This is a genomic window from Catenulispora acidiphila DSM 44928 (assembly GCF_000024025.1).
Classification (GTDB): domain Bacteria; phylum Actinomycetota; class Actinomycetes; order Streptomycetales; family Catenulisporaceae; genus Catenulispora; species Catenulispora acidiphila.
Genome location: NC_013131.1, coordinates 431,849 through 451,511 on the forward strand (window position 1 = coordinate 431,849; position 19,663 = coordinate 451,511).

Annotated in this window: 16 protein-coding genes; 6 read left to right on the forward strand and 10 right to left on the reverse strand. The window is 69.4% G+C overall.

Annotation, left to right across the window (positions count from 1 at the left end; translation table 11 throughout):
• Entirely contained in the window at positions 1-3,384 is a 3,384-nt protein-coding gene (locus tag CACI_RS01930) for a DUF4132 domain-containing protein (RefSeq protein WP_012784636.1), read from the forward strand.
• A 305-nt stretch (positions 3,385-3,689) separates the two neighbouring features.
• On the opposite strand, the gene CACI_RS01935 is transcribed toward CACI_RS01930, so the two are convergent.
• From CACI_RS01935 to CACI_RS01970, 8 genes are all read right to left on the reverse strand, one after another.
• Positions 3,690-5,018, reverse strand: coding sequence for a cell wall-binding repeat-containing protein (locus CACI_RS01935; protein WP_012784637.1), 1,329 nt, complete (start codon positions 5,016-5,018; stop codon positions 3,690-3,692).
• A gap of 215 nt (positions 5,019-5,233) precedes the next feature.
• Positions 5,234-5,662, reverse strand: coding sequence for an FMN-binding protein (locus CACI_RS01940; RefSeq protein WP_012784638.1), 429 nt, complete (start codon positions 5,660-5,662; stop codon positions 5,234-5,236).
• A 20-nt stretch (positions 5,663-5,682) separates the two neighbouring features.
• Positions 5,683-7,092, reverse strand: a complete 1,410-nt coding sequence (locus CACI_RS01945) for a ferredoxin reductase family protein (protein WP_012784639.1) — start codon at positions 7,090-7,092, stop codon at positions 5,683-5,685.
• A gap of 260 nt (positions 7,093-7,352) precedes the next feature.
• Complete coding sequence (locus CACI_RS01950) at positions 7,353-7,829, reverse strand: SRPBCC family protein (protein WP_012784640.1); 477 nt, start codon at positions 7,827-7,829, stop codon at positions 7,353-7,355.
• Between the two features lie 36 nt (positions 7,830-7,865).
• On the reverse strand, positions 7,866-9,191 hold the full coding sequence (locus tag CACI_RS01955; protein WP_012784641.1) for a sigma-70 family RNA polymerase sigma factor: 1,326 nt from the start codon (positions 9,189-9,191) through the stop codon (positions 7,866-7,868).
• Between the two features lie 185 nt (positions 9,192-9,376).
• Positions 9,377-10,045 carry a DUF4097 family beta strand repeat-containing protein gene (locus CACI_RS01960; protein ID WP_012784642.1) on the reverse strand — a complete coding sequence of 223 codons (669 nt, stop codon included), beginning with the start codon at positions 10,043-10,045 and terminating at the stop codon, positions 9,377-9,379.
• A gap of 150 nt (positions 10,046-10,195) precedes the next feature.
• The gene (locus CACI_RS01965; RefSeq protein ID WP_263053459.1) at positions 10,196-10,606 is read right to left on the reverse strand and encodes a GlcG/HbpS family heme-binding protein; all 411 of its coding nucleotides are present in this window, start codon (positions 10,604-10,606) and stop codon (positions 10,196-10,198) included.
• A 448-nt stretch (positions 10,607-11,054) separates the two neighbouring features.
• Entirely contained in the window at positions 11,055-12,482 is a 1,428-nt protein-coding gene (locus tag CACI_RS01970) for a helix-turn-helix domain-containing protein (protein WP_012784644.1), read from the reverse strand.
• 147 nt (positions 12,483-12,629) lie between these two features.
• Here CACI_RS01970 and CACI_RS01975 point away from each other — a divergent pair, with 147 nt between their 5' ends.
• Genes CACI_RS01975 through CACI_RS01985 form a run of 3 tightly spaced genes read left to right on the forward strand, consistent with a single transcriptional unit; the run spans position 12,630 to position 15,587 of the window.
• Positions 12,630-13,916 carry an alpha/beta fold hydrolase gene (locus CACI_RS01975; protein ID WP_012784645.1) on the forward strand — a complete coding sequence of 429 codons (1,287 nt, stop codon included), beginning with the start codon at positions 12,630-12,632 and terminating at the stop codon, positions 13,914-13,916.
• Positions 13,917-13,960: 44 nt separating this feature from the next.
• The gene (locus tag CACI_RS01980) at positions 13,961-14,758 is read left to right on the forward strand and encodes a neprosin family prolyl endopeptidase (protein WP_012784646.1); all 798 of its coding nucleotides are present in this window, start codon (positions 13,961-13,963) and stop codon (positions 14,756-14,758) included.
• On the forward strand, positions 14,748-15,587 hold the full coding sequence (locus CACI_RS01985; RefSeq protein WP_012784647.1) for a neprosin family prolyl endopeptidase: 840 nt from the start codon (positions 14,748-14,750) through the stop codon (positions 15,585-15,587). The genes CACI_RS01980 and CACI_RS01985 overlap by 11 nt, the downstream gene beginning before the upstream one ends.
• 26 nt (positions 15,588-15,613) lie before the next feature.
• Here CACI_RS01985 and CACI_RS01990 read toward each other — a convergent pair whose 3' ends face one another.
• Positions 15,614-16,390, reverse strand: coding sequence for a TetR/AcrR family transcriptional regulator (locus CACI_RS01990; protein WP_049871434.1), 777 nt, complete (start codon positions 16,388-16,390; stop codon positions 15,614-15,616).
• A gap of 122 nt (positions 16,391-16,512) precedes the next feature.
• On the opposite strand from CACI_RS01990, the gene CACI_RS01995 reads away from it, so the two are divergent.
• Complete coding sequence (locus CACI_RS01995; RefSeq protein WP_012784649.1) at positions 16,513-18,042, forward strand: MFS transporter; 1,530 nt, start codon at positions 16,513-16,515, stop codon at positions 18,040-18,042.
• Between the two features lie 89 nt (positions 18,043-18,131).
• On the opposite strand, the gene CACI_RS02000 is transcribed toward CACI_RS01995, so the two are convergent.
• Positions 18,132-18,704, reverse strand: coding sequence for a TetR/AcrR family transcriptional regulator (locus tag CACI_RS02000; RefSeq protein WP_041539990.1), 573 nt, complete (start codon positions 18,702-18,704; stop codon positions 18,132-18,134).
• 111 nt (positions 18,705-18,815) lie between these two features.
• Here CACI_RS02000 and CACI_RS02005 point away from each other — a divergent pair, with 111 nt between their 5' ends.
• Complete coding sequence (locus CACI_RS02005) at positions 18,816-19,526, forward strand: SDR family NAD(P)-dependent oxidoreductase (RefSeq protein WP_012784651.1); 711 nt, start codon at positions 18,816-18,818, stop codon at positions 19,524-19,526.
• Positions 19,527-19,663: the final 137 nt, after the last annotated feature.

Consider the following 19,663-nt stretch of genomic DNA (forward strand, 5'->3'; position numbering starts at 1 on the left):
ATGAGCGGCGCCACCAACGCACCCACCGCAGTGTCGGAAGACACGTGCCAGATCCCCGGGGCGATGCGCCGCCTCGTGATTCCCCGCCGGGGCGATGTTCCGAGCGAACCGGTCGCCGTCGATCCGAAAGCCGCCGCGTATTACGCCGCATGGTTTGACGAGCAGAGCCCGATCGTCGCCGGGATCGTCGACCACGGACACAGCGAAGCCGATCTCGTCGAGGAGTACCGAGCTTCCAAGGGCGACCTCGTCATAGCCACGCCGCTTGCCGCAGCGGTCGCGGCGGCGATGACGATCTCGCAGAGCACGCCGGCGTACGAGAACCCCGCCGGCATCGTCGATGCCTGGATCGCCACGCGCGGTCTCGCATTCGCCGCGGCCGCCGCTGTCGAGCTGTTCGGCGTGAAGACCTCGGGCCGCACCTCCAAGGGAGAGCAAGCTTCAGCGTGGCTCTGCCGCAAGGACGGCGCCTATGAAGACATACCTCATGGAATCGCCGTCCGCGTGCGCCAGCACCTGGCATCGGCGGGGGAGCAGGACTACGCGGAGGTCGCCGATGTCCTTGCGCGCTACCGGCTATCGCTGGCGTCCCCGACGACCTCCGGTCAAGTGCTGTCGCGCATGCTCACGTCCTTCCTGACGCCGGAGAACGTCGACTGGGTCGAGAGCGACTTCGCGTTCGTCTCGCGGGCGCATTACTCCGCGTGGCTCGCGCTCGCCTCGATCACGACCGAGGAGCAAGTAGCCGCCTTGCCGGCGCAGAAGATCTCGGCGTGGGGCATCGCCCGAGAGCTCAGTGCGCTGTGGACCGCGCTCGACAACGTCGGCGTCCATCTCCTCCCGGTCCTGACCGGATGGCTCGCTCCCGAGTCGGACCCGGAAAGCGTTCAGCGCCTGCTGTCCATCGTCGCGGGCATCGCGTCCGCAGACGCCTTCCGCTACCTCGTCGACAACATCGACAAGAAGTACTTCACGGTTGCGACGCAGAACGCTGCCACCACCTTTCCCCGGCGCGCTCTCCAGATCCTCGGCGACGCCGCGCTCCGCGACACTCCGCGCGGGCTGGCTGCCGCCAACGTGCTGCGCTTGCACATCGTCGCGCACGACGAACTCGTGCAGGACGAGCTGGCGAACCTCACTCCGGCGGTACGGGATCACGTCGAGAAGATCCGCGCCGCCAACGTCCCCGTGCCCGACGCCGAGACAGACAGCCTGCCGACGCTGTTCGTCAGCCCGCCGTGGCTGACCGCCGTGAAGCCGGCCAGGCCGGTCGTCATCACCGGTCTGGAGGCGCCGACCGAGACGGTCTTGGCGTGGCGCGACGGCGAAAAAGAGCAGTGGGCTTCCGCCGAGCTCATCACGAATCCCCAGTGGAAACTCGAAAGCTGGAAGGACATCGCCGACCGCATCAGCACCGGTGGCTCGGCCGGCTGGTACGCGAACGGCCACTTCGCCGTCGAGGCTCCCGAGGATCTGGTCCGGTCGGTTCTCACCAGCTGGGAGCCCGACTCCTGGCAGTCCGACACCTGGATCCCAACGCTGGTAATGCGTTTCGGCGCCGACGCGCTGCCGCCGATCCTGAGCTTGGCACGCAGCGTACCGGCGTCGGGTGCCGTTTTCCTCGCCCCGTTCGAGGCTCCCGAGGTCGCCCTCCTCGCGGCCGACTGGCTCAGCCGGCTGAAGACCGCGCGACCGTTCGCGCTGGCTTGGCTGACGCGGCATCCCGGCTTCGCAGCCAGGACCCTGATACCGGCGGCGCTCGGCAAGGCGGGCAAGGCGCGCAGTGCCGCCGAGCTGACCATCCGCACACTGGCCGCACGCGGATTCACTGCCGAGATCACCGAAGCCGCCGCAGGGTACGGCGACGCCGTGGCGCAGGCGGTCGCCGCCATCGTCGCCGACGACGGCACGCTCACGCTGCCCAAGACGATGCCCGCCGTCCCGGACTGGGCCGAAACCCGGCTGCTGCCGCAGATCCTGCTCAAGGGACGGCAGACCGCGTTGCCCGAGCAGTCTGTGAAGCACCTGCTCCTGATGCTCGCGGTGTCCAAAGGTACCGAGCCCTACGCCGGAATCCAGATGGCGAAGGGCATCTGCGACCCGGCCTCGCTCGCCACGTTCTCGTGGGCGTTGTTCGAGAACTGGCGCGGTGTCGACTACCCGGCGAAGGAGAGCTGGGCGTTCGACGCGCTGCGGTGGTTCGGCGACGACGAGACGGTGCGGCGGCTGTCCCCGATGATCCGCCTGTGGCCCGGCGAGAACGGGCATCAGCGCGCGGTCGCCGGTCTGGACGTACTGGCCGACATCGGCGGAACCGTGGCGCTGATGCACCTCTACGGCATCTCGCAGAAGGTCAAGTTCAAGGGGTTGAAGGAGCAGGCGACGCAGCGCGTCACGGAGATCGCCGACGACCTCGGGCTCACCGCCGAGCAGTTGGGGGACCGTCTCGTCCCGGACCTCGGGTTGGCGTCCTCCGGGACGCTGTCCCTGGACTACGGTCCACGGTCGTTCACTGTCGGATTCGACGAACAGCTGAAGCCGTATGTCGCCGATCAGAGCGGCAAGCGTCTCAAGGCTCTGCCGAAGCCGGGAGCGAAGGACGATCAGGAGCTCGCACCCGCTGCCCACCAGCAGTTCTCCGCGCTGAAGAAGGACGTGCGGACGCTCGCCGCGAGCCAGATCGCGCGCTTCGAGCTCGCCATGGTGACGCAGCGCCGCTGGACGTCCCAGGAGTTCGGCGAGTACTTCGTCGGGCATCCCTTGCTGCGACACCTGGTCCGGCGCCTGGTCTGGGTGACCTTCGTCGATGAGAAGGTAGGCAGCGCCTTCCGGGTCGCCGAAGACCTGAGTCTCGCCGACATCGCAGATGACGAATTCACCCTCGCCGACGACGCGGTGATCGGCGTCGCGCATCCGCTGCACATCGGCGGGGACGTCGCCGCGTGGTCGGACGTGTTCGCCGACTACGAGATCCTTCAGCCGTTCGCGCAATTGGGACGCACTGTGTTCGCATTCACCGACGCGGAGAAGGCTTCGACGCGCCTGACCCGGTTCGGCGGCATCGAGACTCCCGTCGGCAAAGTCCTGGGACTCGAACGGCGCGGCTGGCGCCGGGGTGCTCCGCAGGACGCCGGCATCCAGGGCTGGATATCACGCGCGCTCCTCGGCGGGGGTTCGGTCACCGCGACCCTCGACCCCGGCATCACCGTCGACTACGTCGCCGAGTGGGGCGAGACGCAGCGTCTCCAGGAGGTCTTCATCAGCCGCCACGCCGACGGCGAGAGCTACTGGAACGCCTCGGCGAAGTTCCGCGAGCTCGGCAGCCTAGACGAGATCACGGCCTCCGAACTCCTCCGCGACCTGACCGAGGCGACGACCCAGTGACGAGACATAAGCCCGTCGTCGCGCGCATCGGACCATCGACTGCTTCCGCCGCCACCGCGCGCACCTGAACCGCATGTCCTGTGCGCGCCGCCGCAGTCGGATCCGTCCCCAGCTCCGGATCCGACTGCGCCGCCTCCCACATCGGCCAGCATCCTGTGCGGTATCCGGAGTACCGCGCGCATCCCAGGTATGACGCCGCCCAGCGGGATCCCGGCTTTCACGACGGGACACCGGACCAGTTCCCTGGGTCGGTATCAGATGCCTGATAGCGACCCAGGGAACTTCTGATCGTCTACCTCAGCGCGTCATCGCTTCCACACCGGGTGGTTCTCGCCGCCGTGTGAGGAACACGCCCCGCTGCGGCCGCCGGACAGCGAGATGTCGCCGTCGTCGCAGACCTCCAGGTACCCGAGTCCGCGCCAGAAGCTGGTGTGCGCCGAGTCCGTGCCGATGCAGGAGAAGTAGCTGCAGATGGCCGCCGGAACCGCCTTCACGGTGACCTCCGAGCCGACGCCGCAGTAGTTGAATCCGTACGGGTTCGCCGGTGCGCCGCACAGGGCGTTGGTCGGCAGTCCGGCGCCGCCGTTCGCGATGTCCTGCAGTTGCGTGAAGACCTCGCCGCCGACCGCGCTCGGGCCGCCGAAGACGGCGGTCGCGCCGACCCCGCCCTGGTGCGCGCCGACCAGCCACAGCCGGGGGTTGTCGCCGAGGACGGCCGGGTCGGTGAGCACCAGCGGACGGCCGAGGGCGGCCATCGCCGCGCCGCCGGTCAGCGCGTCGGCGAAGCCTCCGCCGGTGGCGACGCCGACCGAGGTGCCCGCCGGGAACTGCTGGGCGACCGCGACGGCCGTGGCGTAGCGGTCCGCTCCGGCGAGCGGGTTCGTGCAGGAACCGGCGGGCGTGACGGCCTGAACGGCCGTGCCTGCCTGGCCGCCGACGGTGGTCACGGCGTTGCAGTCGCCGGGCGCCGCCGCCGCGAGCTTCCCGGAGACGTACGCCGCGGTGGCCGGATCCAGGCTGCGGCCGTCGGACAGGACGACCGCGGCCGGCACGCCGCCGACCGCGTCCGGTCCGGCCGCGAACGGACCCGCGGCGAGCGCGTCGGCGTACCCGTCGCCGGTCGCGACCACGATCCGCGCCGGGTCGCCCAGACCCCGGCGCGCCACGTCCAGCGCCGTCTGGTAGCGATTCGAGCCCTGATACCGGGTCACCGCGTAGCCGTCGCGCACCAGCTGCGCCTCCACTGACGGCGACACCGCCCCGGTCCCGCCGAGGATGTAGACCGGCTGTCCGGCGCCGGGTCCGAGCACGCGCCGGATCTCGGCGGCGGTGCCGGCCGACAGCGCCGCCGGGGTGGTGAGCAGCAACGGGCCGTGCACCTTGGCGGCCAGCGGGACCCCGGACAGCGCGTCGGGGAACGTGTCGCCGCGCGCGAGCACGACCGCCTGCGCCGGAGCCCGCCCGGTCGCGTCGCCGCCGGCATCAGCCCACTGCGATTGGGATACCTGGACGCCGGTCAGGTAGCGGTCGCCGCCGGAGATCCGGCTGACGCCGGAGGGCGGAGCGGGCACGTTCACCGCCGCCATGGCGACCGCCGGGTGCGGCGCGGTGCCCGCGTGCGCAGTGGTGGCCATGGCGGCGGTGGCCGCCGCGATCCCGCACGCCGTCAGCAAAGCGGGTACGCGTGGTGACCGAGTTGACCGGGTCGACCGGGTTGTCCGTGTCACGAAATCTGAGCCTCTCTGTGGCTTCCCCGTAGCCGGTGGAGCAGGATTCGCTCAGACTAAATACGTGCTCTGCGCCGGACCTCGGTCGTTCGGCGTAAGCGAAGCGGTCGCGCGGCTGGACGTCAATGTCTGTAGCCCGCGTCGATCGCCGCCTGGAGCGAGGCCTTGTACGCCTTGGACGTGTACGTCGCGCCGCTCACGCCGTCGATGTGCGCCGACTGCTTCGCGATGACCTCGCGGTCCAGGACCATCGCCGCCGTCACCGAACGGGTCCAGGAGTCGTCGTTGTCGTGCGGGAGGCTGGTCGCCGAGACGTCGGTGATGTGCCCGTCGGTGAGCGTGATGCGGACCTGGACGATGCCGTGGGTGACCGGGATCGCCGGTCCCGTGACGGTCATCGTGGCGCCGGCGGTCCTGTCGTGCACGACCTTCGCCGCCTGGAGCGGCTGCGGCGCGAGCCCGTGCGCGGAGGTCTTCATGGCCAGCAGGCCGCCCATCGTGCCGACGGTTCCGGCGAGGGAAAGCAGAGTCTTGATAAGCGGGATTCGCACGGCACACTCTCCGATAAGACTCAGAAGTCGAAGATCTCGGTATGGATGCGTCCCCGGCGGACCCCGGCTCGGCGCAGGTTCCGCACCGCGGCGGCGGCCATGCCGACCGAGCCGCAGATGAAGACCTCGCGGAACTCCAGGTCGGGGATCAGGTCCAGGAGCCGGTCGGCGGACAGCGGGTCGTTCCTGCGGCTGCCGATCGCCGGGATGTAGATGATGCGCCCGACGGCGTTGAGCGCTTCGAGTTCGTTGGTGAGGATCAGGTCGCCGACCTTCGAGGCGCGCTGGATGAAGATGATGTCGTTCCGCCGCCGGTTGTGCATCGTCTCCACGATCGCCCGCAGCGGGGTGACGCCGATGCCGCCGCCGATCATCACCACGCCGGGCTGGCGGCGCAGCACGCCGGTGAACGCGCCGTAGGGACCGTCCAGGAACACCCTGCTCCCCGGTCGCAGCCGCCGCTTGAGCCGTCGGGTGTATCCGCCGACGCACTTGAACGTCAGGCGCAGCGTGTCCGCGTGCGGCGCGGCGGACAAGGAGAACGGATGCGCCTGGTACCACAGGCTCCGTTGCATGAACCGCCACCGAAAGTACTGCCCGGCCTCCGCGCCGAGGTCCGCGACCCGCCGTCCGGTGATGTAGACGTTCATCGCATCCGGCCCGACCGCCTCGACCCGGCTCACGCGGAACCGGTGGTGCCGGTTGTTCAGGAGCGGGATCACTATGCGGTTGCAGACGATCGCCGCCCCGACGACCGCGTGCAGCCCGACCCACACGTCCGCCGCCCACGGGTTCCGCGTGAACTGCGCGCCGAGGGTGATCTGGTGCCAGAACGCGGCGGCCGCCGCCGGATACATCAGCAGGTGGATCGCGTGCCACCCCTCGTATCCCAGCCGCCGGCGGATGCTCCGGGCCGACGTGAACCCCGCGAGCAGCATCACCAGGAACCCGATCGTCGCGGCGAGGACCCCGGGATAGGTTCGCAGGATGCTGACGAGAACGGCCGGCGGCGAGTCGTGCACGCTGACCGAGTACGCCGCGATCACGAACCCGACGTGCGCGCACAGCAGCAGCACCAGATAGCCGCCGAGGCTGCGGTGCGCCGAGGCCAGCCACGAGCCCAGCCGGTGCTCCAGCCAGGGCAAGCGGGCCATGAGCGCGATCTCGACCAGCAGCAGGTAGGCGCCGACCAGCCCGGTGATCTGCGCCAGCATCACCAGGTAGTCGGGCAGCGACTGCATCCGGTCGGCGGGCGTCTCCTGCCACCACAACGCCAACAGGCCCGCGATCCCCGCCGCGAGCACGGCCAACAACACGGCCGACAACGGCCGGCGCGGCAGCAGGGGCAGGCTGTGCCGCCAGTCCCGCCGCGGCACGACCCAGTCGGGGTCGTACGGCACTTCGAACCCCGCTGACCAACCCTGGACCACCAGAATGCTCCTCACGCCGGGGGCCCTCAGATTCCTCCTGGCGGGCCCGCGGCGGGAACATCTTTGTTCTAGCTTTTCTCAACCCTTTTCTGAAGCTTTACGGTTCAGGACGATGCTGTGGACGGGGAGCGGGTAACGGGCCAGGTCAACCCGTTTCCGGATCCGGCGGGCCCGGTGACCGGATCCGGCGGCAGGGAATCAGTCTCCTGCACCTCTGCTTCTGCTCTGCTTCTGTTCTGCTTCTGCTCTGCGTCCGGCTCCTACTCCCCGACCACTTTGCCGAGGTTGTCCATCTCGTTGGTCCGTCCGGCGCTCAGGCGTCCGGTCCATTCCTCGTCGTGCATGGCGTCGGCTGTCATGACGACATGCGTGCCGCCGTCGGCGGTCGGGCGCAGTTCCACCTCGGTGAGGAAGTCGTACGGCTCGACGCCGGGGATGAAGTCGGCGAGGGAGGTGTACGCCAGGCGCCGGACCGGCTCGACCTCGGTGAAGGCCTTGGTCGAGGTCGTGCTCAGCGGCAGGCCGACCTGCTCCATGAACGCCACCTGGTCGGGTCCGACCGCGGTCATCGTGTAGACGAGCGCGCCGCCGGGCTTCAGCTCCAGCGTCTCGACGTGGACGTCGAACCCTTCCGGCGCCCACCAGCTCTCGATGCCGGCGGCGGTGGTCCACAGCTCCCAGATCTTCTCGGGGGCGGCGGGGTAGGTGCGCTCGATCTGGATCTTCTGCGTGGTCATGATGTGTGTCCCTGATTTCCTCGCTCGGCGATGCTGTCAAAGAGTTGGACGCGCGCCGGGGCGATCCGTCATCGGCAGCGTCAGCGGCAGACCGAACGCGGCGACCAGATGCGCCTCGAACGTGGTGATCTCCATGATCTGCCCCGCTTCGATGCGCAGCACGTCGACCATCTGCGCCCGGAACACCGACGTGCCTGGTCGCTGCACGTATCCGGCGACCGCCGGCAGCCGGTTCGCGCCGACCGGCAGATGCCGCCAGCGCCCGAAGTAGCCCGGCGACGTGCGGTCGAACAGGGGTCCGATCTGGGTGAGCAGCGCGTCCCGCCCGGCGAACCACACCGGGTTCGGCGGCATCGTGACCAGCACGTCGGCGCTGAGCAGGTCGGCCATCATCGAGACGTCGGAGCGTTCGGCGGCGGCCATGTAGCGGCGCACGATCTCCTGTTCCTGCCGGCTGTGGTCCCCGCGTGTCCAGTCGGTGCGCCGCTGCGGCAGGCGTTCGCGCAGCGTCTGCCGGGCGCGCTGCAACGCGCTGTTGGCGGCGGCGACGCTCATGTCCATCAGCGTCGCGGTCTCCTCCGCCGGGCGGCCCAGCACGTCGCGGAAGATCAACACTGCGCGCTGCCTGGGCGGCAGGTGCTGGAGCGTGGCGAGGAAGACCAGTTCCATGGTCTCGCGCGAGACCGCGGCCGCCTCGGGGTGTTCGTCCTCTGCGACCGCCTCGTCGAGCAGCTGGTCGGGGTAGGGCTGGAGCCAGGCCATGCGTTCCGGCGGCTCGGCGGCGCCGGAGGTGGCAGTGCTCTCGTAGCGCTGCGGACGGCGGCCGGTCCGGCGCAGGTGGTCGATGCAGACGTTGGTGGCGATACGGTACAGCCAGGTCCGCGCCGCTGCCCTGCCCTCGAAGCCGGATCGGTCGCGCCAGGCTTTGAGGAGGGTCTCCTGGACCAGGTCCTCGGCGTCGTCGTAGGAGCCGGCCATGCGGTAGCAGTGCAGGTGGAGCCACTTGCGGTGGGGTTCGACGAGGGCTGCGAAGCCGGGTTCGCCGGCGAGCTGGGGCGGCTGTTCCTCGGCGGCTGATTTCGTCACTGGTTCCGGTGTGACGTTTTGGGCCAGGCGCCGCAACCTGCGCACGGTCGTCGCCAGCGCGTCGGCGTCGGTGCGGAAGGACTGCGGAGGGCGCAACGCGAGCGTCCTGACCTGGCGCTCGATCTCGGCGAGGACGTCGGCGGCGCTCTGGTCGGCGGTGGTGTGCCGGAGGCGGTAGGCGCGTTGGCGGCACGCTGCCGAGCAGTAGACGGAGGTCCGGCCGCGTCCGCGATCCGACAGTGCGGCACCGCAGACCTGACAACTCCGTGCCTTCATGGCGGCTCCAGTCATTCGTCACTGCGCCGTGGCGTTATGAAATGATTCTAGCCCTGTCTGAAAACGGCGGACCGACCGAACCGCCGAACCGCCGAACCGCCGAACGGCCGAAGCCGGATCGGAGCACTGTCTGCTCCGACCCGGCCGCGTACCCGAGCACGGTCTTCCGTTCCGTCGAGCACACCTCACAGGCTGGTGGCGATGATGTCGCCGTGCGAGGTGGTGGCCTTGATGTTCAGGCCGGCGCCGGCGCCTTCGGAGTTCTTCAGCGCGTTGGTGATGCGGCCGGAGGCGCTGCTGGCGTCCAGGGTCCCGGAGACGCCGGGGGCGGCGGCGATCTTCAGGTCGCCCATGTCGGTGCGCAGGTCCACCGCGCCGCCGGCGGCCTCGGCGACGGTGATGTCGCCCTTGCCGTTGCGCAGCTGCGCCGGACCGGTCAGCTTGGCGATGGAGACGTCCCCCATGTGCATCTTGATGCGCGCGCCGGCGACCTCGTCCAGCTCGACCGAGCGGTACCCGCCGTCGAACGCCACCTCGCCGAGCCGCCCGGTGCTGTGCAGTTCCGCGGCGCCGGCCTTGCCCTCGATCCGCGAGCCGGCCGGCAGCGCGATGGTCACGTCCAGCGACCCGGAGCTGCCCAGGATCTTGTGCGGGTCGGCGGTCGCGATCCGCAGCACCCCGCCGCTGAACTCCACGGTGGTCTGCGCCGCAGCCTTGGCGTCCCGCCGCTTCGAAGCCTCCGACGGCAGCACCTCCACGACGGTGTCGGCCCGCTCCCCGGCGACCAGCCGGATCTGGCCCGCCGGGATGTCCAGGACGACGGTGACCGGGCTCGGGGTCTCGAACTTCTGCATGATGCTCTCCTGTGTCTGGTGTCCGTATCCGGCGGGCCCGTCCGGCCCGCCCTCACATCTCCGACTATCGGAGCCTGCGCTGACACAGGCCTGACGTCGCCCTGACAGCACCGCTGACACCACAAAAGAGCACCCGGACCACCGCGTCCGCTACGCCGCGACCCGCACCGGAACCTGCACGGCAGCCGCAGCAGCGATCTCGTGATCAACCTCGGAACTCGCCGCCCCGGCGATCCCCAGCGCACCCACCACCCGTCCATCGACCCGAATAAGCACGCCGCCGCCATAAGGAACGAACGACCGCGCCCCAGCCAGCACCAACCCGGTCCCGAACAACGGCCCACCGGGCTGAATGGCCGCGGTCAGATTGATGCTGTCAGCACCGATACTGATCGCGGTGAAAGCCTTCCCGATCGCGGTGTCGACGGTGATGAGATTCGCCCCATCACCCCGAGCGAACGCAACAAGGTTCCCACCCGCGTCCACCACCGCGAACGCCACGGCCACACCCCGCTCATCGGCCCCGACCCGCGCAGCAGCGACAACAGCCTCGGCCTGCACCAAGCTGATACTCACGACGAAATCCCCCTACGCCTGCGCGGCCTGCCGAACGGCGATCCGCGGAATGACTCCAGGCTCCCGCGCCGCGAAGCGATGTGGGGAGAGCGTGCTTGACCTGGTGTCACGAGCACCAGGCTCAGAACTTTCGGATGGCACAGGGCAGAGCGGAAAAGTCGGCATCGAGGATCGCTCGGACCGCCCGCATCCTGGCGCGCGGCATGGCAGCGCTTGTGGATGCCAAAGCATCAGCCTCAAGGGTTGTGCGGGCCGCCCGCGGTAAGCCGCGCCGCACTTCGGCGCTCGCTGTCCTGAAGCATCGGCGCTGAGGGCTGTGCGGACCGCTCGCATCACGTCGAGCCGCACTTCGGCGCTCGCTGTGCCGAAGCGTCAGCCTCGAGGCGGCTGGCTTGGCCGCATTTTTTAGGTCGCATCGCGCAGTGCTCTCGACCTATTCGTGAGCGGCCGAATCCCCACCACCCGGCACGACATGCACCGCCCGATGCACCGAATCCAGTGCCGAGATCACCGGCGGCGGCAGCGGTGCGGCGCCGAGGGTCGTCGTGCCGGGCCTCGCTAGCGCGGTCAGTCCGTTCCGGTAGGCCGCCACCGCCTCGCGGGTGCGGCCCTGCTTGTCGAGCAGGTCGCCGAGGAGGCGGGAGGTGTCGGCGAGGTCGCCTGCGACGTCGGCGTCCTGCTGGAGTTCGATCGCTTGGCGGTAGTGGCGTTCGGCGGTTTGGGGGTCGTCGGCGCGTTCGCGGATCAGGCCGAGGAGGCGGTGGGCGGCGGCAGCGTGGACGGCGCCGTGGCCTGGGCCGAGGTCGGCGAGCAGGCGGGTCAGCAGGTGCTCGGCTTCGTCGGTGTGGCCGAGGCGCCAGCGGACGTCGGCGAGTTCGACTTCGACCTGGACCGCGTAGAACACCGCGTCGGCGGCGCGGAGCATGGTCGCGGCGGTGCGCAGTTCGGTTTCGGCGTCGGCGAAGCGTTCGTGTTGGGCGTAGAGGTAGCCGCGCATCCAGTGGCATTGCGCCAGTTCGGCGCGGATCTCCCATTGCTGGTAGACGTCCTGCGCCTTCACCAGCGCGGCCTCGGCTTCGTCGAAGCGTCCGCCGGCGGCCAGGGTGCGGGCGACCGAGCGGTGCAGGGTGGCCACGGCGATCGGATCGGCGACGCGCGGTGCCAGGTCCAGGGCGAGCGTCGCCGCCTTCGTGGCGCGCTCCAACGCGCCGAGTTCCAGATACGGCCCGATGACCGCCGCGTACAGCAGCACCAGCGACGCCGGATCCGGCAGCCCGCCGCCGTTCAGCTCGCTGATGGTGTTCTCGAGCAGATAGCAGGAGTAGCGGACGTCGCCCTCCAGGTAGTACGCCGTCGCCCGACCGCGAATCGCGCGCACTCGTGCCACCAGCGGCCGATCGGCGAGCAGCGCCTCGGCTTGCTCGAACTGCTCGCGCCCGGCGGCCAGATCGCCCCGGCGCAGCAGGAACGCCCCGAGCGCGACGCGCACATCCGCCGCCAGATCCGGCACGTCGTTGCCCGCCGCCCGCTCCAGCAGCGCCGCCAACAACGCCTCGGCCTCCGCCGCGCGCCCCGCGTCCATCGCCGCGTTCGCCTCGGCCAGCCCGTCGCGGATCTCCGCACGCAGCCCCGCCGGAACGCCGGTCGCCAGCTCCTCGTAGCTGATCGCGAGCCGCTCGGCGAAGTAACGCAGCGCCGCCTCCGACGCGCGCGCCTTGCCGGCCTCCAGCGTGGAGACGTACGCCGCGGTGTATCCGGGCTCTGCCAAAGCGCGCTGCGTCAGGCCGCGCCGCGTGCGCACCTCCTGCAGCCGCGCCCCGATCTGGCCCTGCGTCTGCTGACCGTCGCCGGACAGGGGCATCGCGCCGTTCCTCCTCTTTCCCAGCCGCCTAGTGCACTCCTACCACGAAGCACCCGCGAGGGTCTTGCCTCAACCCGCTCCGTGCCCTAGCTTAACCATCACTCTAAATGGAGTTACTGCTTCATTTAACTTGGGGAGTGAGGCGCTGTGCCACCGGCGATCCGGCAGACCGACCACCTGTTCACGGTTCCGCTGCACCACGACCGTCCGCGCGGGGAGCAGATCGAGCTCTACGCCCGCGAGGTCACCGCGGACGAGACGCTCCCGTGGCTGGTCTTCCTCCAGGGCGGGCCCGGCCACCGGTCGCCCCGCCCGCTCCCCGCGGCGCTGGCGACCGGCTGGCTCAGCCGCGCCCTGCAGGACTACCGCGTGCTGCTGCTCGACCAGCGCGGCACCGGCCGCTCAACCCCGGCGACGCGGCAGACCCTGCCGAGCCGGGGCGACGCGCGGCGCCAGGCCGAGTACCTCACCGCCTTCCGCGCCGACTCGATCGTCCGCGACGCCGAGCTCGTCCGGCGGCAGCTGACCGGCGGCGCTCCGTGGAGCGTGCTGGGGCAGAGCTTCGGCGGATTCTGCACGATCAGCTATTTGTCGGACGCGCCCGAAGGCCTCGCAGAGGTCTTCATCACCGGCGGCGTGCCGACGTTGGAGGGCGACGCCGACGACGTCTACCGTGCTGCCTATCCGCGCATGGAAGACAAGAACGCGCTGCTCTACCACCGCTATCCCCAGGATGTGGATATCGCGCGCTCGATCGCCGAGTTCCTGCGGGAGCACGAAACCGTGCTGCCCGACGGGACGCTGCTGACGGTCGAGGCGTTCCAGTCGCTCGGCATCATGCTCGGCGCGACCGACGGTGTGGACCGTCTGCACTACCTCCTGGAGGACCCCTTCTGCCAGACGGCGCACCGGACGGAGCTGTCCGACCGGTTCCAGTGGCAGGTCCAGGCCGCACTGTCCTTCGCCGAGCGGCCGCTCTACGCGCTCCTGCACGAGGCGATCTACGCGCAGGGTTCCGGACCCACCGCGTGGGCTGCCAGCCGCGTTCGCAAACAGTTCCCGCGCTTCGACGCCGAGCGCGTTCTGTCGGAGACGGGAACACCGCTGCTGTTCACGGGCGAGACCATTCACCCCTGGCACTTCCGGACCGACCCGGCGCTGCGGCCGCTGCGCGCGGTGGCCGATCTGCTTGCCGGCTATGAGGATTGGCGCCCTTTGTACGACACGTCCGTGCTGGCGGCGAATACCGTGCCGACCTTCGCGACTGTCTATACCGACGACCTGTACGTCGATCCCAAGCAGTCGCTGACCACCGCCGACGCCATCCGGGCTCTGACGGTTCACGTCTCGGACGACCACGAGCACGACGGCCTCACCGCAAGCGGCACCGACGTGCTCGACCACCTGCTGGGTATGGCGCGCGACGCGCGCTGAGAACTCCCTTTCGAGGTACACCTACTCCCTTTTGAGGTACCCCCATGCCTGCTCAAGCCTTGCGCGCTCTGCTCGGCAATCTCAGAACCCGAATAGCGGCGGCGGCTGTGTCCGCCGCTGCCCTCGGCGCCGTCGTCGTCCTGCCCGCCAGCAGCGCGCACGCCGCGCAGTGCTGGTACGGATCCTGCTTCAGCTACGTCACCGGACGTCAGTACACGAACACGACCGGCGCGTCGGTCACCATGGAGCAGGCCGCCCCGCGCAACGTCGCCGCCGACGGTCACTCACTGCAGGAACTCTCGCTCCAGACCTCCGGCGGGACGACCGTCGCCGACACCATCGAGATCGGCTGGACCGTCGACCCCGAACTCAACGGCGACTACCAGCCGCACCTGTTCGTCTTCCACTGGGTCGACGGCCAGCCGACGTGCTACAACGCCTGCGGCTTCGTCCAGGTCTCCACGACGGTGCGAGCCGGCATGGCCGTGACACCGGGTACCACCGGCGTTTTCGCTCTGCGCTACTACCAGGGCAACTGGTGGGCGTACTACAACAACGTCGCCTTCGGGTACTTCCCCGGCTCGGCATGGAAGGGCGCCTTCACCAGCGCCCAGATCGTCTCGGCGTTCGGCGAGGTGGCATCCGACAGCGCGCCGAGCTGCACGCAGATGGGGGACGGGATCTACGGGAGCCAGAGCGGAGCGTCTTCGATTTCCGGTTACCAGCTCTACGGATCCACTGACCGGCCGGCGCTGACGGTGACGGCGACCGACCCGGGCTCGTACAACTACGGCGCGGTCACGGGGACCTCGTTCAATCTGGGAGGTCCTGGTGCTTGCTAAGGTCCGCGTCGGGCTCGTTTCGGGCCTGTTCTCCATGAGCCTGCTCGGTTCCACGGCTGCTGCCGCGGTCCCGGCGGCGTCGGCTGCCGTGCTGGCGCCGCGCGTGCCGACAGTGTCCGCCGCCGCTACGGACAGCGGCCCGATCTGTTGGTACGGCGCGTGTTACGACTACGTCAGCGGTCATCAGTGGACGGACACCACCGGCGTCAGTGTCCTGATGAAGGTCGAGAAGCCGGTCGTGAACCCCGCCCAGACCGGGGAACACAGCCTGCAGGAGATCGCACTGCAGAACACCGCCCGCACCTCGACCGTCGAGATCGGCTGGACGGTCGATCCCGAACTCAACGGCGACAACCAGCCGCACCTGTTCGTCTACCACTGGGTCGACGGCCAAGAGAGCTGCTACAACGCCTGCGGCTTCGTGCAGGTCTCCCGCGCCATCAAGCCCGGCATGGCCCTGCACCCGAACGAGGCGGCGAACTTCGCCACCCAGAACATCCACGGCGACTGGTGGGTCTTCTTCCGTGACGAGCCCGTCGGCTACTTCCCCGGCTCGCTGTGGAGCGGCACGTACCAAACAGCGCAGCTGGTCTCGGTCTTCGGCGAGGTGGCGGAGAACACCGCGGACTCGCCGAGCTGTACACAAATGGGTGACGGACGCTTCGGCTCCTCGCCCGCCGCATCCTGGATCCGCGACTACCGCATCGCCGGGACCAAGGACGCACCGAACCTCGCCGTCAGCTCCACCAGTCCGAATCACTACGACGCCGGAGCCGTGACGCCGACGTCGTTCAAGCTAGGCGGACCGGGGACCGGCGCTTGTAGCTAAGAACCTTGGAGCTAAGAACCTTGTAGCTAAGAACGCCGACGCGGCGTCTCCCGCGTCCCGTACTTCCAGCCGCTCATACAAAGATCGAGCTGCTCGTCGTCCAGCGGCGCCGGGGCGAGGACCGTCGTGTCCCCGGCGGCGCGGGCGCGCAAGCCGTCCAGCAGCACCGCCAGATGGCGCCGCCACACCTCGGGATCGGCGGGAGCCGTGAAGTCGACGACCCCGACAGCCGAGATCAACAGCACGCCCACATCGGCCGGAACCACGTCGGGGCGCAGGTCGCCCTCCGCCTTGGCCCGACCGATGATGTCGTACAGCGCCGGCTGCACGGTCTCCCGCACGACCTCCTCCCTGTCCAGCTCGCACTGGTCGAGGTACTTCTGCCGCGAGAGCATCAGGTCCCGCAGCGCCTTGTCGCGGCCCTGCGACTCCAGCATCGCGGTCATGAAGTGGACCAGCCCGTCCCAGGCGCGCGGCAGCGCCATCGACTCCGCGACGATGCGCGTGATCGAGGCGAGCATGTCGTCGAACAGCGCGTCGATGAGCGCGTCGCGGTTGGGGAAGCGGCGGTAGACGGTTCCGACGCCCAGGCCGGCTTCGTGCGCCACCTCATCGAGGGACGCGTCCAGACCGCGTGCCGCGAAGACCGTCTTGGCGGTGTCGATGATCAACTGCCGGTTCCGCTCGGCGTCCCGGCGCAGCGGACGGGGCGCAGCCGGGGCTGCCACCTGGGGCTTCGCCATCTCGGTCTTCGCGTTCGTCACGGCTGCTCCTGCCATCGTCGCCGTCATCGGCGACGGCATGGATGAATCTTAGGCACAGTTAAATGGAACACCTCTCTCCATGTGGAGGCAAGTCTTCCACTTGCCTGCTACAGTCGGTCCGGTAAGTGGAAGAGGATCCTCCAGATCAGGGGACGTGAACGATGGCAGATCTTCGGACGACCGGCGCGGAGGCTCAGACCGCCGACGCCGCACCCGCCGACCACACCGACCACACCGACCCCCACCACGCCAGGCGCTGGTTCATCCTGGGGATCATCGGCCTGGCGCAGTTGATGATCGTGCTCGACGTGACGATCGTGAACATCGCGCTGCCGGACGCCCAGAAGGCGCTGGGCTTCTCGAACGGCGACCGGCAGTGGATCGTCACCGCCTACTCCCTGGCCTTCGGCAGCCTGCTGCTGCTGTTCGGACGGGTGTCCGACGTCATCGGCCGCCGCGCGATGTTCCTGATCGGCCTGGTCGGCTTCGCCGCGGCCTCCGCGCTGGGCGGCGCCGCGCCGAACTTCGAGATCCTGGTCCTGGCCCGCGCGCTGCAGGGCGTCGCCGGCGCCATGCTCGCCCCGGCCGCGCTGTCGCTGCTGTCCACGACCTTCACCGAGGCCAAGGAGCGCGCCACCGCCTTCGCCGTGTTCGGCGGCATCGCCGGCTCCGGCGCCGCGATCGGCATGCTGCTCGGCGGCGTGCTGACCGAGTTCCTGAACTGGCGCTGGACGCTGTTCGTCAACGTCGGCATCAGCGTTATCGCGATCGCCGGCGCCGCCGTCCTGATCCCGCGCCACGCGCGCAGCGCCGACCGGCCCTCGCTCGACATCCCCGGCACGGTCCTGGTCTCGGCGGGCCTGTTCGGCATCGTCTACGGCTTCGCCAACGCCGAATCGCATCCGTGGAGCGCCCCGGGGACCTGGGGCTTCCTGGTCGCCGGCCTGGTCCTGCTGGGCGCGTTCACCTTCTGGCAGACCCGCACCAAGCACCCGCTGCTCCCGCTGCGCGTCATCCTCGAGCGCAACCGCGGCGGCTCCTACCTGGCGATGTTCCTCACCGGCATCGGCATGTTCGGCGTGTTCCTGTTCCTGAACTACTACCTGCAGGAGATCCTGCGCTACTCCCCGGTGATGACCGGCGTGGCGTTCCTGCCGATGGTCGCCGCCCTGATGATCACCGCGACGATCAGCACCACCCAGCTCTACCCGCGCGTCGGCGCCAAGATCCTGGTCTTCGCCGGCATGCTGCTGGCCGGCGCCGGCATGGTCTGGCTCACCGGCATCAGCCTGACCTCCAGCTACGCGGCGAACATCCTCGGCCCGACCGTGGTCGTCGGCATCGGCATGGGCGCCATCTTCGCCCCGGCGATGAACGCCGCCACCTCCGGCGTCGAGGCCGGCGACGCCGGCGTCGCCTCGGCGATGGTGAACACCGCGCAGCAGATCGGCGGCTCGATCGGCACCGCGCTGCTGAACTCCCTCGCCGCCAGCGCGCTGACCAGCTACCTGGTCGGCAAGAACGCCACGAACCCGGTCGTGCAGGCCAACGCGGCGATCCACAGCTACGTGGTCGCGTTCTGGTGGGCCGCGGCCATCTTCGGAGTCGGCGCGATCATCTGCGGCCTGATTCTGAAGTCGGGCAAGCCGGATCCGGCGGACCCGGACGCCGCTCCGGCGATCCACGCCTAGTCCTTGTTCTTCTCGGCTTTGTTCACAGAGTACTGATTTCGATCCCAACCCTGATCCCGGTGCGTGGACGCGCCGGGATCAGGGTTTTGTCATGGGTTCTCGGCGCGCAGCCCGTCGATGTAAATCCCCAAGAATCGGCGCCACTCGTCCGTGCCGCCGTTGATCGAGTCCCGGATGACCCGTGTCATCGCGCGCGTCAGTGTGGACATGTCGGTGATCGTGAAGTCGGCGCGCAGTCGGCCGTCGGCGTGGGCGCGGTCGATCAGCTCGGCGGCGTGCCCCGCGCCCTGCCGGCATGACTGCACGACACCGGCGGCGTCGGGGATGTCGCGGGCCAGCACCTCGTTCAGGCCGTGGTCCTCGGCGTGCATCGCGAACACGTCCTGGAGATAGCCGACGAAGGCCTGCCAGGCGTCGGGTTCGGCCAGTGCCTTGCGGCCGAGTTCCTGGAGCGCCGCCAGCCGTGTCGGGAAGATCGCCTCGAAGAGCGCGACGCGCGTCGGGAAGTGCGCGTACAGCGTGCCGATGCTGACTCCGGCGGTACGCGCGATGTGTTCCATCGGCACGTCCAGCCCGCGTTCGGCGAACAGCCGCGTGGCCGCGGACAGCAGCTTCTCACGGTTGCGCGCCGCGTCCGCGCGGAGGGTTCGGGCCGGTGCCATGTCTGTCAGTCTAACGAAATCGAGGGTGCCCTCGACTTCACGGTCGTCCGTGGATAAAGTCGAGGGCACCCTCGATTTATCTTTCTCGATCTCTCCTGGAAAGGCACACCCATGCCCACTGCTGTCGTCATCGGTGTAGGTCCTGGCCTTGGCATGTCCATAGCCCGGCGTTTCGGCGGCGCCGGCCACTCGGTCGCGCTCGTCTCGCGATCGGACGCCCGGCACGCCGACTATCTGGCTGAGCTGGCTTCGGCGGGGATCGAGAGCGAGGCGTTCGTCGCCGACGTCAACGACCGGGAGCAGGTGGGCTCGGTCGTGGACGCGATCGAGGCGAAGCACGGCATCGACGTCCTCTACTACGGCCCGGGCGCCAGTGACGTCTCGCAGCCCGCGCCGATCACCGAGACGACCGCAGACGAGGTCCGCGCGTCGATGGGTGTCGTGTACGCCGCAGTCGACATCGTCGGTCGGGTACTCCCGGGCATGATGGCGCGCGGCCGCGGCGGGCTGCTGTTCGCCGGCGGCCTCAGCGCTGTGGTGCCGGTTCCTTCCCTCGGCGCCCTCGCCGTCACCTCGGCTGCTTTGCGCAACTACGCCCTGACTCTCAACGCGGGCCTGGCGGACACCGGCGTCTACGCCGGCACGCTCATCATCGGCGGGCTCATCGAGCGCGGGGACATCCACGGCTTCGTCGTGGCGCACCCGGAGATGTTCGGGCACGTGCCGTTGCGAACGCTGAATCCGGACGACATCGCCGCCGCCGCGTGGGAGATGTACGCCGCTCGCGACCGTGCCGAGGAGACCTTCAGTGTCCTGAGTTGATGCTGCGTGGTCTGTCGGCCGCCGGCCAGTCGGCCAAGCCGGTCAGAGGTTTTACCCGCCCTTTGCCGACATGTCCGAATCCCGAGGAGCAGACTCCAAGAGGTATAGACCAACAGGTCTATACCTCTCTCGGCCGT

Excerpts from the sequence above, each read along its gene's own strand:
- CACI_RS01970 (WP_012784644.1), bottom strand. The coding sequence starts at position 12,482 with ATGCCCCTGTCCGGCGACGGTCAGCAGACGCAGGGCCAGATCGGGGCG.
- CACI_RS01980 (WP_012784646.1), top strand. The coding sequence starts at position 13,961 with ATGCCTGCTCAAGCCTTGCGCGCTCTGCTCGGCAATCTCAGAACCCGA.
- CACI_RS01930 (WP_012784636.1), top strand. The coding sequence starts at position 1 with ATGAGCGGCGCCACCAACGCACCCACCGCAGTGTCGGAAGACACGTGC.
- CACI_RS01960 (WP_012784642.1), bottom strand. The coding sequence starts at position 10,045 with ATGCAGAAGTTCGAGACCCCGAGCCCGGTCACCGTCGTCCTGGACATC.
- CACI_RS01955 (WP_012784641.1), bottom strand. The coding sequence starts at position 9,191 with ATGAAGGCACGGAGTTGTCAGGTCTGCGGTGCCGCACTGTCGGATCGC.
- CACI_RS01995 (WP_012784649.1), top strand. The coding sequence starts at position 16,513 with ATGGCAGATCTTCGGACGACCGGCGCGGAGGCTCAGACCGCCGACGCC.
- CACI_RS01935 (WP_012784637.1), bottom strand. The coding sequence starts at position 5,018 with ATGGCCACCACTGCGCACGCGGGCACCGCGCCGCACCCGGCGGTCGCC.
- CACI_RS01990 (WP_049871434.1), bottom strand. The coding sequence starts at position 16,390 with ATGCCGTCGCCGATGACGGCGACGATGGCAGGAGCAGCCGTGACGAAC.
- CACI_RS02005 (WP_012784651.1), top strand. The coding sequence starts at position 18,816 with ATGCCCACTGCTGTCGTCATCGGTGTAGGTCCTGGCCTTGGCATGTCC.
- CACI_RS02000 (WP_041539990.1), bottom strand. The coding sequence starts at position 18,704 with ATGGCACCGGCCCGAACCCTCCGCGCGGACGCGGCGCGCAACCGTGAG.
- CACI_RS01950 (WP_012784640.1), bottom strand. The coding sequence starts at position 7,829 with ATGACCACGCAGAAGATCCAGATCGAGCGCACCTACCCCGCCGCCCCC.